This is a genomic window from Bacillus cereus group sp. N11, from assembly GCF_016483605.1.
GTDB lineage: Bacteria > Bacillota > Bacilli > Bacillales > Bacillaceae_G > Bacillus_A > Bacillus_A toyonensis.
The window spans coordinates 90,915-105,281 of record NZ_JAEHBN010000014.1; the positions used below are offsets into that span (position 1 = coordinate 90,915).

Consider the following 14,367-nt stretch of genomic DNA (forward strand, 5'->3'; position numbering starts at 1 on the left):
TCATGAGAGAAGCTGTCATTGTTGCGGGAGCAAGAACACCAATTGGAAAAGCAAAGAGGGGTTCATTAAAAACAGTTCGTCCTGACGATCTAGGGGCGTTAGTAGTAAAGGAAACGTTAAAGCGTGCGAATTATGAAGGACCAATCGATGATTTAATTTTCGGTTGTGCGATGCCAGAAGCAGAGCAAGGTTTAAATATGGCTCGTAATATCGGTGGATTAGCAGGACTTTCTTACGATGTTCCAGCTATTACAATTAACCGTTACTGTTCTTCTGGTTTACAAAGTATCGCTTACGGAGCAGAGCGTATTATGCTTGGTCACTCTGAAGCTGTATTATCAGGCGGAGCGGAATCAATGAGTTTAGTTCCAATGATGGGACACGTTGTTCGTCCAAATAGTCGCCTTGTAGAAGCGGCTCCAGAATATTATATGGGTATGGGACATACAGCGGAGCAAGTTGCTGTGAAATATGGAATTTCTCGTGAAGAGCAAGATGCATTTGCAGTAAGAAGTCATCAACGTGCTGCAAAAGCATTAGCGGCAGGGAACTTTGCTGATGAAACAGTATCTGTAGATGTGACGTTACGCTCGGTTGGATCAAACAATAAATTGCAAGAAGAAACAATCATTTTCGCACAAGACGAAGGTGTAAGAGCAGAGACGACGCTAGACATTTTAGGTAAATTACGTCCAGCATTTAACGTTCGCGGTTCTGTAACGGCTGGTAACTCTTCACAAATGAGTGACGGTGCAGCATCTGTACTATTAATGGATCGTGAAAAAGCAGTGAGCGATGGCATGAAGCCACTTGCGAAATTCCGTTCATTTGCAGTAGCTGGCGTACCACCAGAAGTAATGGGAATTGGCCCAATCGCTGCAATTCCAAAAGCGTTAAAACTAGCTGGCTTAGAGCTATCTGATATTGGCTTATTCGAACTAAACGAAGCATTCGCTTCTCAATCGATCCAAGTTATTCGTGAACTTGGTTTAGATGAAGAAAAAGTAAACGTAAACGGTGGTGCAATTGCACTTGGACATCCACTTGGCTGTACAGGAGCAAAACTAACACTATCTCTTATTCACGAAATGAAACGCCGCAACGAACAATTCGGTATCGTAACAATGTGTATCGGCGGCGGAATGGGAGCAGCGGGAGTGTTTGAATTACTATAAAAAAAGTGCAAGCGGCTCGTTCAGAATGTGAGGGGGATGGAGCTTCAGACGTAGAGGCGCTTTTTGCCTCGCAGGAAGAAGCGAAGCCACCGAACATTCTAGCCGCTGGAACTGGATTATAAAAAAAGTGGAAGTGGCTTGTTCAGAACAGGAGGGCGTTGGAAGCCCTGACGAAGAGGCGCTTTTTGCCTCACAGGAAGGGGTGAAACGACCGACTGTTTTAGCCACTGGAACTGGATTATGAAAAAAAGAATGGAAGCAACAAAGGTTTATAAAAAATAAACGGGAGAGCCAGTTTCTTTCAAAAAGAGAGAAGCGGCTCATGAAAATATGAAGGAGGAAATTTTCATGGAAAAAACAGTAGGAAATGCGGTTAAAGGCGGTAGCTTTTTAGTTGATGAGATTACGATTGATCAAGTGTTTACGCCAGAAGATTTTTCATCTGAGCATAAAATGATTGCAAAAACGACAGAGGACTTTATCGTAAATGAAGTTCTTCCAGAGCTTGAATATTTAGAGCAACATGAGTTTGATCGTTCTGTTCGTCTTTTAAAAGAAGCTGGGGAACTTGGTTTATTAGGTGCTGACGTACCAGAAGAGTACGGTGGAATTGGTCTTGATAAAGTAAGCTCAGCGTTAATCGCAGAGAAATTCTCTCGCGCTGGTGGTTTTGCAATTACTCACGGTGCTCACGTAGGTATTGGATCGTTACCGATCGTATTATTCGGTAACGAAGAGCAAAAGAAAAAGTATTTACCATTACTTGCAACTGGGGAAAAATTAGCTGCATACGCATTAACAGAGCCAGGTTCAGGATCTGACGCATTAGGTGCAAAAACAACTGCACGTTTAAATGCAGAAGGTACACATTACGTATTAAATGGTGAAAAACAGTGGATTACAAACTCTGCATTCGCTGACGTATTTATCGTATATGCAAAAATCGATGGAGAGCACTTCTCAGCATTTATCGTAGAGAAAGAATATGCTGGCGTATCTACAAGCCCAGAAGAAAAGAAAATGGGTATTAAATGTTCTTCAACTCGTACGTTAATTTTAGAAGATGCATTAGTACCAAAAGAGAACTTACTTGGTGAAATCGGTAAAGGTCATATTATCGCGTTCAACATTTTAAATATCGGTCGTTATAAATTAGGTGTTGGTACAGTTGGATCTGCGAAACGTGCAGTAGAAATTTCAGCACAATATGCAAACCAACGTCAACAGTTCAAACAACCAATCGCTCGCTTCCCATTAATTCAAGAGAAACTTGCGAATATGGCAGCGAAAACATATGCAGCTGAAAGCTCTGTATATCGTACAGTAGGTTTATTCGAAAGCCGCATGAGCACATTATCTGAAGAAGAAGTGAAAGACGGTAAAGCAGTAGCAGCTTCTATCGCTGAATATGCAATCGAGTGCTCTTTAAATAAAGTATTCGGTTCTGAAGTATTAGACTATACAGTAGATGAAGGTGTTCAAATTCACGGTGGTTACGGATTTATGGCAGAATACGAGATTGAAAGAATGTACCGCGATTCTCGTATTAACCGTATTTTCGAAGGAACGAACGAAATTAACCGCCTAATCGTACCAGGTACGTTCTTACGTAAAGCGATGAAAGGTGAATTACCACTTCTTCAAAAAGCACAAAAATTACAAGAAGAGTTAATGATGATGATGCCAGAAGAAGTAGGCGATGAGCCATTAGCACTTCAAAAATATTTAGTAACTAACGCGAAGAAAATCGGCTTAATGGTAGCTGGATTAGCGGCTCAAAAATACGGTAAAGCATTAGATAAAGAGCAAGAAATTCTTGTGAATATCGCTGACATCGTAAGCAACCTTTATGCAATGGAATCAGCTGTTCTTCGTACAGAAAAAGCAATTAAAACAACTGGTCTTGAAAAGAATAAACAAAAAGTGTTATACACTGAAGTATTCTGCCAAGAAGCATTCAACGAAATCGAAGCAGATGCGAAAGAAACACTTATCGCAGTTGAAAACGGCGACATGCTGCGCATGATGTTATCATCATTACGTAAATTAACTCGCCACACGCCACTTAACGTAATTCCGAAGAAACGTGAAATCGCTGCGAAAATTTTAGAAGATGAGCGTTATACAGTTTAATAGATGAAAAGGAACCAGTGGCCGTTTGGCTGCTGGTTTTTTTATTGATGGATTCTTGAAAAGGGTTGTTTTACATATGTATTTGTAAACAGCTCTTTTTCATGGAGGGATAGGAGATGAAGTTAATAAAAGTAGGAACAGTTCATCAAATCGCATTTTTACCGCGTCTATTTCCGATTAACTGTTACTTTGTCGAAGAAGAAACAGGATTAACGTTAATTGATGCAGCTTTGCCATTTTGTGCAAAGAAGATTTTAGAAGCGGCTCGAAAACTAGGAAAACCGATTACGAATATCGTTATAACACATGCACATGATGACCATGTAGGAGCGCTTGATGCTATAAAACAAGAACTGCCGAATGTTTCGGTCTATATTTCTGAAAGAGATGCTCGTTTACTTGAAGGGGATTTGTCACTGCAACTCGGAGAACCAGGCACGCAAGTAAAAGTGAGTGTGTCAAAAAGGATAAAGACGATTCCAGATATCCTTCTTCAAGAGGGAGATCAAATTGGTTCACTTGTAGCAATTGCAGCCCCAGGCCATACACCAGGATCAATGGCGTTTTTAGACACGAGAAATGATGCGCTCATTGTTGGAGATGCATTTCAAACGAGAGGAGGAGTGGCGGTAGCAGGACAGTTGAAGTGGCTTTTTCCGTTTCCTATGTTTGGTACGTGGGATGCAGAAGTTTCGTTAAAAAGCGCTCAGAAATTGCTAGAGTATAAGCCGTCTATATTAGCGACAGGGCATGGGAAGATGATTAAAAATCCGTTAGTGCAAATGCAACGGGCGATTGAAGAAGCGGAAAGGAATTTAACTAGAAAGAGCCTTTAATTGTTTAGAGGCTCTTTTTTGCTAAATGATATTATTTTGTGGGTTTTAAGTATGTGTATATCGCTAATAGGAAACCGAAAAACATAAATATAAAAGGGTCTTGGCTTGGGTTAGGGTCATAGCTATCTTGCACCTTAGTAAGAAAATCATGTGTTTCCATGTTTACATCTCCTTTTATTCATAAGGTTTAGTATGAAGTGGGGATCATGATGTGGAAGTAAGAAATTTTTATTTTATAATTATTATATAACAATATAATTCCTAAAACTATAGAATACAAAGCGTTCATAATATGTAAAATTGCATATTATTCTTTTTGAAATTTTTGTTATATTATCCTTATATTTATATTAAGGGATTTTTGTTAAGGTAATGAAAACAAATGGAGGAATAGTATGAGTAAAACGGTGTTAGAAGCGTATAGTGTGGAAAGGAAAATAGATAATATAACATATAAAAATCTATTTGTAATGATAGCAATCATTTTAGGATTCTTACTTCTAGGAGGGTTATTCCTTGGTTTAGCTTTTGGGATTTATGGTGAGGAAGCGTTGCGTGATAATTTAGAAGGGTACTATTTCCTTTTATTAGATGCAGCTGTTGTTGCTATCGTTTTATTAGCTTATAAACCAGTTCTTCATTTTATTAAATATATTTGGGATTTATCCGTTTTGAAGAATGGGAAGACATATTTATATCTATTAATTGGTTTTATGGTTATTGCGTTATCACAATATTTAATGTTACATGTGTTTAGTTTTGAAAGTGCAGCAGAACAACAGAAACAATTAGGGAGCTTAGGACTTCAAAATAGTCTACAAAGTATTATATATGTGTTAAGTGTTGCTATAATTACACCAGTTAAAGAAGAAATTCTATTTCGAGGTATTTTATATCGATTTTTAGAAAAGAAATATAATTTTTTAGTTGGTATCATTATTTCTTCCTTCATTTTTGGAATTCTTCATGGAGGTCTTCTAATTACGGCGACGATTATGGGGATTGTGTTTGCGATGTTATACAAAAAGACGCAATCTATTATACCTAGTATTATTTTACACATTGTATGGAACTTGCTTGTGAGTATAAGTATGATTGTATCTCTATAAAATTGAACGAATATTTAGCATAAAAGATGGATGGCCTAGCTATGCATCTTTTATTTTGTTTATAGGTAGGAGAAGTTAATTCATGCATGTATATAATCCAAAAAGAACCAAATACTAATGACGAATGAACAAAGAAAGGCAGGAGTATTCCATGCAAAATTTAACAGAGCTTGAAGTAGAAAACTTACGTCATTTAATCGGTGGACACGCAACAATTATTAACAAGTTGGAGCAGTATGCACAGACGTGTACAGATCCAGAGTTGAAACAAATGCTACAAAAGGATGCGCAAGATGCACGAAATACGAAGCAACAATTAATGACTTTTTTAGGATAGGAGGAAGAGAGAAATGAATGAAAAAGATATGGTAAATGATTATTTAGCAGGATTAAATGCAAGTTTAACAAGTTATGCAAATTATATTGCTCAGTCTGATAATGAACAGTTACACCAAACATTAATTCAAATTCGTAATCAAGATGAAATGCGCCAACGTAATATGTATGAGTACGCAAAGCAAAAGAGTTATTACAAACCGGCAGCACCTGCGAATCCAATGATTGTGCAGCAATTAAAAGGCCAATTAAGTGCGGAATAATGGGATGAAAAAAACGAGCGAATGAAGTCGCTCGTTTTTTTGTTTTGTCCCGTAAAAGCCCAATGGATAAAGGTTGATTGAAGTTTCACTTTATATATGTCAATAAATACATAATAAATATTTTTTCAGTTGTAACAAATATGACGAAAATTAAATATAACAATTCACAAAAAGGACAAAAACTTTGCTCAATATTTCACAAAGTATCCATGGTTTCTATCGTGGGAATCTCTATAATTAAGAGTGTAAAGAACAAAAGAAATAGATTATATGATCAATTAGGAGAGATTGCTATGAAAAGAAATACAAGAAAAATTGCAATTATCGGTACTGGATTAGTTGGATCAAGTTGTGCATATTCCATTGTAAATCAAGGCATTTGCGAAGAGCTATTATTAATTGATATAAATCATGAACGTGCAGTTGGGGAAGCGATGGATTTATCACATTGCATTAACTTTACAAATACAAGAACAAAAGTATATGCAGGAAGCTATGAAGACTGCAAAGATATGGACATCGTTATTATTACAGCGGGACCAGCACCAAAACCTGGACAAAGTCGCTTAGATACTTTAGGAGCGAGTGCGAAAATTATGGAAAGTGTTGTTGGCGGCGTAATGGAAAGTGGATTTGACGGTATTTTCTTACTTGCATCGAACCCAGTTGATATTATTACATATGAAGTGTGGAAATTATCTGGATTACCTAGAAATCGTGTGATCGGTACTGGTACATCACTAGATTCTTCTCGCTTAAGAACAATTTTATCTGAAATGTTACATGTAGATCCTCGTAGTATTCATGGGTATTCATTAGGAGAACATGGTGATTCTCAAATGGTTGCTTGGTCTCACGTAACTGTTGGTGGAAAGCCAATTCTACAAATTTTAGAGGAGCAAAAAGAACGATTTGGTGAAATAGATTTAGATGAAATTGTTGAGAAGACTGCAAAAGCAGGATGGGAAATTTATAAACGAAAAGGTACTACTTATTACGGAATCGGAAATTCTCTAGCGTATATTGCGAGCTCAATCTTTAACGATGATCACCGTGTCATTGCTGTATCAGCCATTTTAGATGGGGAGTACGGTGAGTATGATATTTGTACAGGAGTGCCAGCTATTATTACTAGAGATGGTATGAAAGAAGTTGTAGAACTAAACTTAACAGAGGACGAAGAATCTCGATTCGCAAAATCAAACGATATTTTACGTGATTATATGAAAACAATTGGTTACTAACTTATAGGAGAAGGTGAAACAAATGAAGGAATATATAATGTCTCGTGTATTTAAAGCATCTGCTGGAATCGCACAAGGTATTTTCGTATCCCTCGGAATTGGTTTACTGATCGAAAATATAGGAAGAATTGTTGATATTCCATTACTTATTACAATCGGAGTTGTTGCAAAATCACTTATGGCACCAGCCATTGGTGCCGGCATTGCTTTTATGCTCGGTGCAAACGGTCTTGTTATCTTTTCAGCGATGGTAGCTGGAGCGATTGGTGCCGGATCCATTTCAATTACTGAAGCGGGTCTAATCATTAAAACAGGTGAGCCAATCGGTGCATTATTAACAGCAACTTTAGCTGTATATATCGGTAAACGTTTAAGTGGAAAAACTGCGTTAGATATGATGCTCGTTCCATTTGCGGCCATATTAGGTTCTGGTTTAGTTGGGATTTGGTTATCTCATAATATTACTCCTGTTTTAAATACAGTTGGAGCATTTATTAAAGATAGTTCAGCTGGTAGCCCGTTTATCGCTTCTATCGTCATTGCAGTAGTTTGGGGGCTATTACTTATCTCTCCAGCTTCATCAGCTGCATTAGCGATCGCACTTAGCTTAGATGGCGTTGCAGGTGGTGCAGCTCTAGCAGGATGCGTTGCTCAGTTTATCGGATTCTCTGTAATCTCAGCGAAAGAAAATAATTTAGGTGGCATATTAGCTCAGGCGCTTTGTACTCCGAAAGTACAGTTGCCAAACATTACTAAAAATCCAATGATTCTCGTCCCGACTGTCGTCGCTAGTGCGATAGTCGGCCCAGTATCGGCATTAATTTTCCAATTAGAAGCAGGGAAAGAAATCGCTGGTCTTGGATTAAGTTCTCTTATCGCACCAATTAATTTAATTTCCAGTCAAGGATGGGGAGTTCTTCCAGCTATGGCAATCACTTATATCATCATTCCAGTAGCTGTTTCTTATATACTTTACATTGCTCTTAAAAAAGCAGGTCGTATTCATTCTGGTGATATGACTGTACCGCAATCTTAATTTGAAAATCTCCTTAATAATAGATAAAAGCAGACTGAAGAAGCCACAGTCTGCTTTTTTGTTATGTTACATCTTATGATTTTGTTTTACTGGAATGCGTACTGTTTCTTTTGCTAATAAGAGCTGAACGCCGAAGTATAATATACTCGCGAGCGTCATTCCAGAAACAGCATCTACAAATGCATGTTGCTTCGTAAATAGTGTTGATAAAATGATAAGTGTACCGAAGAAAGTAAGGATGTAATATTCAAAAGCATGTTGCTCTCTACGCTTAAAGGCAGCTAACATAATAACAAATGTAGTAAGAACGTGAATGCTAGGGAAACAGTTTACCGGTTGATCGATACTATAAATATAGCGGACTAGTTCGGAAAATACGTCTGATCCAACGACAGTTGGACGTGGTACAGTTGTCTGCCAAAAATAATAAATAGAAAAACAAGCAAGTTTGCCAAGAATTACACTACTTAAAGTAACGTAATATTGCTTTCGATCAGCAAAGCAGTAATAAATAAGTGCGCCGTATAAGTAAGGAAACCAAAGTAAATAAGGAATAATAAATGCTTTTACAAATGGAATCCAATCATCTACTACAGTTGTGACATCTACTGCGTGAACAGTTGATTTATTTAATACGTCGTAAAGGGGACTTACGAGTACGAGTAGAAGTATATAACTTAACGGAAGAAAAGATGAAAGTTTAAATTTCTTCATGATAATCTCCTATGTTTAGTAATGTAGGTAAATTCAATTGATTATAATATAGAAACGTAAATTGGGCTATCGATTTTACTTACATTTTCTTGAATTAACCTTACGTTTTTGTCACTTGACTGAAAAGAAGGGGAGAGTGCTATATGAAGCGTTTATCGTATTTCTTATTTTTTATATTGATATGCCTAGTGAGTGCTGGGTGTGCAAAGGATAAAGAAGGAGAGAAATTAGAATATAACGGGAGAGCACTCGTAATTGGAGTTGTTGGAGAAAAACCGAAAGATACGTTTAGAAATATAAAGTTTGAGGAAATGAAGTTAGAGGAACTGGAAAAGAAATCTAAGGAAGTGGATGGTTTTCTAATAATGAAAGATCACTTTCAAGAAGCCTCAACAGAGCAGTATAAAAGTATATTTTCATCGCTAAAGAAACCAGTGTTTTTTATCGGTTTGCAAGATAAATCATATTCAACCTTTATTACGAAAGGGATAGAGTATAACAGTGCACGAAAAGATGTAAATGCTATGTATACGCAAGGCTTTGCAAATATCGGAAGTGGTGAAGGACAACAATGGGCAGTTGGTTTATCAAATGGTGGAAATACTGAAGAAAGCATTCATAATATGTATATCGTCGTATTTCAAACAATTGCAGATTATTTGAGTCGATGAATAAGGAGCCTGTAAACGAGGCTTCTTATTTTTTAAGCAGAAGCACATATAACAATATGATCGAGAAGCTTACGAAAGCATTACAACGTATGCGAGATGCATTCCCTGCTATAATGATACCGATTTATAATTTTATATCAGCTATTGCAGATTTAATTATAAAGTTTTAATGAAGCGCATCCAGGAATCGGTTATATAGTGGTTCAAATGATTCCGTTATTTATGCGATTACTTGTTGGGATCGCTAAGGCTATTTTGTCCTACACTAGTAGGTTTTTTTATTAACAGTAATTCCTCAATATTCATGAAATATGCAAATGTGCATATTGTATTTATTTGGATTTTTTGTATGCTAAAATCAAATATAGGGATTTTTGTATATAACGAATTGAAATCAGAAATATCCAATGAATTTTGAGAGGTGTTACATGTTTAAAAACAAGAAATTAATTCGATTTGGTCTAACATTACTTGTATGTTTATTTGTAATTGATTTTACAATCAGTTATTTTCAAGTATATCTTGAATCAGCGGCAGGTATTAAATGGGTAATATCAGAAACTTGGAGAACTATTTTGTTAGATGCCCCTGAAAGTATATTGGTTATTTTAGGCGCAATTGCTTTATATGATTTTACAAAAGAAACATCTCCAAAAGACGCATCAATTTAAATGCGTCTTTTTTATTTCATTCAATTAGCAATTTCGTGGATGGTAGTTTTGCTATTAATAATAGGAAATTATGTCATACAATGAAGATAATATTAGAAATTTATGAGGAGGATTACGTTGGGGAAATTTTTAATTAGTTATGCTGCAAGTTTGCTTGCTTTTATTATCATATGGTTCTTAATACCGTATATTTCTAATCCTAGTTATTCTTACGAGAATGATTTACCTAACATATTTGGATTCATTATAATTCTCATTATATTTGGTAGTATATTAGATCTTGTAGCTTGCCTAATTGGAGAAGTATTATACAGGAACATAAAACAATGTAGGAAGTTTCGATTTGGAATTCCTGTATTTATAGGACTCGCTCTTATCTATATATGTATACTCTCTCTTTTTACTATTACAAGTGTATATGCTTCTAGTTTAGTTGCGCCTATTATTATGGGGTGCTTAGCTTTTTATTTAGTACGTAGAAAAATATAATTAACTTCAACTAACGATAATTATGTAAATGAGATAGTGGCGGTTCCGCAAAGATTTTGAATAAACTAAGAAAAAGTAGAGAACTATACATTTCTGCTTTAATAAAGGATACGTTTACCTTTAGATTCATGATAAAAAGAAGTACCCCTGTCTCTAATCAAGGGTACTTCTTTTTATATTTCAGTCAGTAATTTAAATTTCATATTCTCAGGAGCAGTTACTTTGGCGTTATTGAGGATAGGTTTAATAACTTTTTTATGGGCTCACTACTACAGTCAAAATCGTTAGTTCCTTTTATCTGTACGCCTTTGTCATTTAAAGTATTTTCAGGTTTTGTGACCATAGGCTGAAATGGTTAAATAAACGTTTGTTTAAGATGTATGTTCGGTAGGAAGAAACCGATGCAGCTCAAGGGATAGCAAAGAAAAAGGGGAATGAATCAAACGTTTGTTTAAGATGTATGTTCGGTAGGAAGAAATCGATGCAGCTCAAGAGCTAACAAAGAAAAATAGGAAGTTAATCAGACGTTTGTTTAAGATATATGTTCGGTGAGGGATGAGAGAAGAATCTACAAAAAATATATATTTATTTTTTCTTAACAAATGGCGGAAAAATAAGAAAAATTGCAGGATTATTAAAAATTATCACGAAATAAGTAAAAGTTTAGCGAATAATCGTTTGAAATAATAAAACGTTTTCTATATGATAAAGGTAAAGGTTAGTAAAAAAGTAGGTGAATTTATGACAGTAACATTTTATTCATATCCAAAGTGTGGCACATGTCAAAAGGCAAAGAAATGGTTTGAGGCAAACGATGTAGCATATGAGATGATTCATATTGTTGAAAATCCACCGTCAAAAGAAGATTTACGTAATTTACATGTAAAAAGTGAATTACCATTAAAAAAATTCTTTAATACAAGTGGAATGCGTTACCGCGAACTTGGTCTAAAAGATAAGTTGAAAGATGCAAGCGAGGACGAAATGTATGAGCTTTTAGCATCTGATGGCATGTTGATTAAACGTCCAATTGTAACAGATGGAACGAATGTAACACTTGGTTTTAACGAAGAGCAGTTTGAAAGTGTGTGGAAAAAGTACCAATAAGGTATTTTTACATAATTAATACATTCACTGGAGGTACAGTCATGAGCATTCCAAATAATTTACGTTACTCTGAAGAACACGAATGGGTAAAAACTGAAGGTAATGAAGTTGTAATCGGTATTACTCACTTTGCACAAGGTGAGCTAGGCGATATCGTATTCGTTGAACTTCCTGAAGTAGGTGCAACAATCGAAGCTGACGAGCCATTCGGAAGCGTAGAATCTGTTAAAACAGTTTCTGAATTATACGCACCTGTAAGCGGTAAAGTTGTAGCAGTAAACGAAGAATTAAGTGACCAACCAGAACTTGTAAACGAATCTCCATACGAGGGTGCATGGATGGTTAAAGTTGAACTTTCTGATGCAAGCCAAGTTGAGAAGTTATTAACTGCAGAAAAATATGCAGAAATGACAAACCAAGACTAATTTTAGTCAACTGAAGGACAGCCTTTGTGCTGTCCTTTTTATTTTGTGCTACATAATGAGTTGAAAAGCACATATATATGAATCAATTATCATGTGAGAGTACATTAATGGGAAATCTATTTAGTGAAGTTTCATGCTTTTTACAATCTAAACGAGCCGTTTCCGCTTTTCATTGTCTAGCTCCAGCGGCTAGAACAGTCGGTCATTTCACTCCTTCACTTGAGGCAAAAGGCGCCTCTAGTTCAGGAGTTCCAATTGCCCTCTTGTTCTGAACAAGCCGGTTCCGCTTTTCTTGATTGTCCAGCTCCACCTCCTAGCCCTTCATGCCTAAGAACCTTCCGCACGAGAAGACAAAAAGCGTCTTCTGTGCGAAAGAACCTTAGCCAACAGGGCTAAACAGTCGGTTTCGCTTTTCTTAATTGTCCAGCTCCAGCGGCTAAATTGTTCGGTGGCTGCGCTTCTTCCTACAAGGCAAAAAGCGCCTTTACGTCAGAATCTCCATCCCCCTCACAATCTAAACAAGCCGCTTCCGCTTTTCTTTTGCAAAAATAAACAGGAAACAACATGAAAATAACGAATATACTATATACTAAGTTAAAGGTTGTATAGTATATGGTGATCGGGTGATGACATATGATTTATGTAGAAAAAGTCATTATTGTAGAAGGTAAATCAGACAGAAGAAAGATTGAATCTATTATTCGTGAACCGGTAGAAATTGTTTGTACAAATGGTACAATTGGTTTGTCGAAAATGGATGAGCTCATTGATCAGTTTTTTGATAAGGACGTATATGTGCTAGTGGATGCTGATGATGCAGGGGAAAAGTTAAGGAAACAGTTTCGAAAAGAATTTCCGCAAGCAGAGCATATTTATATTGATCGCTCGTACCGAGAAGTGGCGACTGCACCTTCTTCACATTTAGCAAATGTATTATGGGGAGCTGACATTGACGTTTATACAGAATATTTACGGTAAGGAATGATAGAAGTGATTGACTGGACAGGAGCCGAAGCTACAGCCCTAATAGAGAATGAAGAAAAAACAGTGCTATATGTATATACACCAATGTGTGGAACATGCCAATTAGCAAAGAAGATGTTAACGGTTGTCGAGATGACGATTGAAGAGTTGAAAATTGGAATGTTAGATTTAAATTATGCTCCGCATTTAGCGAAAGAGTATGGAATCGAAAGTGTGCCTTGTTTACTTGTTTTTGAAAATGGGACACTCATGAAGAAGATATATGCATTTCATTCGGTTGAATATTTATATATGGAATTAAAGTAGGCGGCAAAGTTTTTGCCGCCTCGACATATTTCTTGGGAAATATGTCGACATGCGGGATGGATACAGTATTTGTCGAGCGAAAGTAACAGGATTGCTCTTTAGTGAGAGGGAAATGGTATGTAATAGAAAGTGATATGAAGGATGTGATTTAGGGTGAAATTATATTCTTTGCTTCAATCATTTGTAAATTACGCTAACGGTCAATATCATTTAGAACCGCTTTTAAGACAAGGAGAAAAAACTGTTAATTTCCGCTTTGGAGATGAAAGTTGTTCATTACAAATTTCAAGAGATTATATAGAATTGTCACAAGAGGCAAGAGGAACGGAACAAATTGTGTGCTTAGATGAAGAGGATGTAAAACAATTAGTGAACGGAAATGTAAGATTGCAAACGTTAATGAACGATGGACGTGTGCAATATTCGGGAACATATCGAACGATGCTATTAGTTGAATCGATGTTTCATATATGTAAACCGATGTCAGTAGGTGCTTAAAATTCTGAAGTTTCTTGTTTTGTGAAAATTCTTGTTGACATGACGTGTGGATATTGATACAATTCAATTCATAAAATATAGACAATTTCATAAATTACAAATCAGACGAAAATTAAATCTGATTTCTCTTATCAAGAGAGGTGGAGGGACTGTGCCCTGTGAAGCCCGGCAACCGTCAACTTATGTTGAAATGGTGCCAATTCCTGCAAAGCGAATGCTTTGAGAGATGAGAGAGAGGGATAATGTTGTTATATACGCATATAAACCTTTCTGCTTCTCTAAAGCGGAAAGGTTTTTTTGTTGTTTGAATGTGGAGGACATTCAAATAATAAGAGGAGCTATGGCGATAGATTACACGCATGAAAAATAA

At 36.3% G+C, this 14,367-nt stretch carries 19 protein-coding genes, 1 pseudogene and 1 riboswitch; of the genes and pseudogenes, 19 read left to right on the forward strand and 1 reads right to left on the reverse strand.

Going from position 1 to position 14,367, the window contains the following annotated elements:
- Positions 1-2 precede the first annotated feature (2 nt).
- The 8 genes from JDS98_RS21725 (at position 3) to JDS98_RS21760 (ending at position 8,132) form a co-directional block, all read left to right on the forward strand.
- On the forward strand, positions 3-1,175 hold the full coding sequence (locus tag JDS98_RS21725; RefSeq protein WP_001206331.1) for an acetyl-CoA C-acetyltransferase: 1,173 nt from the start codon (positions 3-5) through the stop codon (positions 1,173-1,175).
- Between the two features lie 348 nt (positions 1,176-1,523).
- Complete coding sequence (locus tag JDS98_RS21730) at positions 1,524-3,308, forward strand: acyl-CoA dehydrogenase family protein (RefSeq protein WP_000416287.1); 1,785 nt, start codon at positions 1,524-1,526, stop codon at positions 3,306-3,308.
- 116 nt (positions 3,309-3,424) lie between these two features.
- Positions 3,425-4,144, forward strand: a complete 720-nt coding sequence (locus tag JDS98_RS21735) for an MBL fold metallo-hydrolase (RefSeq protein ID WP_000767045.1) — start codon at positions 3,425-3,427, stop codon at positions 4,142-4,144.
- 395 nt (positions 4,145-4,539) lie between these two features.
- The gene (locus JDS98_RS21740; protein ID WP_000048028.1) at positions 4,540-5,253 is read left to right on the forward strand and encodes a CPBP family intramembrane glutamic endopeptidase; all 714 of its coding nucleotides are present in this window, start codon (positions 4,540-4,542) and stop codon (positions 5,251-5,253) included.
- 151 nt (positions 5,254-5,404) lie between these two features.
- A complete protein-coding gene (locus JDS98_RS21745) occupies positions 5,405-5,590 on the forward strand; it encodes a hypothetical protein (protein WP_001180553.1) in 186 nt (61 codons plus the stop codon).
- 13 nt (positions 5,591-5,603) lie between these two features.
- On the forward strand, positions 5,604-5,852 hold the full coding sequence (locus JDS98_RS21750) for a spore coat protein (protein ID WP_001002985.1): 249 nt from the start codon (positions 5,604-5,606) through the stop codon (positions 5,850-5,852).
- A 293-nt stretch (positions 5,853-6,145) separates the two neighbouring features.
- Positions 6,146-7,096: an L-lactate dehydrogenase gene (locus JDS98_RS21755; protein WP_000828231.1), complete on the forward strand. Its 951-nt coding sequence runs from the start codon at positions 6,146-6,148 to the stop codon at positions 7,094-7,096.
- 22 nt (positions 7,097-7,118) lie between these two features.
- Positions 7,119-8,132 carry a PTS sugar transporter subunit IIC gene (locus JDS98_RS21760; RefSeq protein ID WP_000666180.1) on the forward strand — a complete coding sequence of 338 codons (1,014 nt, stop codon included), beginning with the start codon at positions 7,119-7,121 and terminating at the stop codon, positions 8,130-8,132.
- A gap of 66 nt (positions 8,133-8,198) precedes the next feature.
- Here the strand turns inward: JDS98_RS21760 and JDS98_RS21765 are convergent, their stop codons facing one another.
- A complete protein-coding gene (locus JDS98_RS21765) occupies positions 8,199-8,846 on the reverse strand; it encodes a phosphatase PAP2 family protein (RefSeq protein WP_098911481.1) in 648 nt (215 codons plus the stop codon).
- Between the two features lie 143 nt (positions 8,847-8,989).
- On the opposite strand from JDS98_RS21765, the gene JDS98_RS21770 reads away from it, so the two are divergent.
- The 11 genes and pseudogenes from JDS98_RS21770 (at position 8,990) to JDS98_RS21815 (ending at position 13,997) form a co-directional block, all read left to right on the forward strand.
- Positions 8,990-9,517 carry a hypothetical protein gene (locus tag JDS98_RS21770; RefSeq protein ID WP_000826881.1) on the forward strand — a complete coding sequence of 176 codons (528 nt, stop codon included), beginning with the start codon at positions 8,990-8,992 and terminating at the stop codon, positions 9,515-9,517.
- A 56-nt stretch (positions 9,518-9,573) separates the two neighbouring features.
- Complete coding sequence (locus JDS98_RS21775; RefSeq protein ID WP_002060226.1) at positions 9,574-9,687, forward strand: hypothetical protein; 114 nt, start codon at positions 9,574-9,576, stop codon at positions 9,685-9,687.
- A gap of 13 nt (positions 9,688-9,700) precedes the next feature.
- Positions 9,701-9,802, forward strand: a pseudogene (locus JDS98_RS30625) (quinol oxidase); the annotation flags it as partial.
- Between the two features lie 143 nt (positions 9,803-9,945).
- Positions 9,946-10,188: a DUF3937 family protein gene (locus tag JDS98_RS21780; RefSeq protein ID WP_141555973.1), complete on the forward strand. Its 243-nt coding sequence runs from the start codon at positions 9,946-9,948 to the stop codon at positions 10,186-10,188.
- A gap of 117 nt (positions 10,189-10,305) precedes the next feature.
- The gene (locus JDS98_RS21785) at positions 10,306-10,677 is read left to right on the forward strand and encodes a hypothetical protein (protein WP_097957492.1); all 372 of its coding nucleotides are present in this window, start codon (positions 10,306-10,308) and stop codon (positions 10,675-10,677) included.
- Between the two features lie 741 nt (positions 10,678-11,418).
- Positions 11,419-11,784, forward strand: coding sequence for an arsenate reductase family protein (locus JDS98_RS21790; RefSeq protein ID WP_000218972.1), 366 nt, complete (start codon positions 11,419-11,421; stop codon positions 11,782-11,784).
- Positions 11,785-11,825: 41 nt separating this feature from the next.
- Positions 11,826-12,209, forward strand: a complete 384-nt coding sequence (gene gcvH / locus JDS98_RS21795; protein ID WP_000026896.1) for a glycine cleavage system protein GcvH — start codon at positions 11,826-11,828, stop codon at positions 12,207-12,209.
- Between the two features lie 77 nt (positions 12,210-12,286).
- Positions 12,287-12,481 (forward strand): hypothetical protein, encoded by a 195-nt coding sequence (locus tag JDS98_RS21800; RefSeq protein ID WP_180235675.1) that lies wholly within the window; start codon positions 12,287-12,289, stop codon positions 12,479-12,481.
- Between the two features lie 361 nt (positions 12,482-12,842).
- On the forward strand, positions 12,843-13,187 hold the full coding sequence (locus JDS98_RS21805) for a toprim domain-containing protein (RefSeq protein ID WP_000640865.1): 345 nt from the start codon (positions 12,843-12,845) through the stop codon (positions 13,185-13,187).
- A gap of 3 nt (positions 13,188-13,190) precedes the next feature.
- Positions 13,191-13,499 carry a thioredoxin family protein gene (locus JDS98_RS21810; RefSeq protein ID WP_199634310.1) on the forward strand — a complete coding sequence of 103 codons (309 nt, stop codon included), beginning with the start codon at positions 13,191-13,193 and terminating at the stop codon, positions 13,497-13,499.
- Positions 13,500-13,652: 153 nt separating this feature from the next.
- Complete coding sequence (locus tag JDS98_RS21815; protein WP_000781225.1) at positions 13,653-13,997, forward strand: hypothetical protein; 345 nt, start codon at positions 13,653-13,655, stop codon at positions 13,995-13,997.
- Positions 13,998-14,122: 125 nt separating this feature from the next.
- A riboswitch (SAM riboswitch) is annotated at positions 14,123-14,230 on the forward strand.
- Positions 14,231-14,367 lie beyond the last annotated feature (137 nt).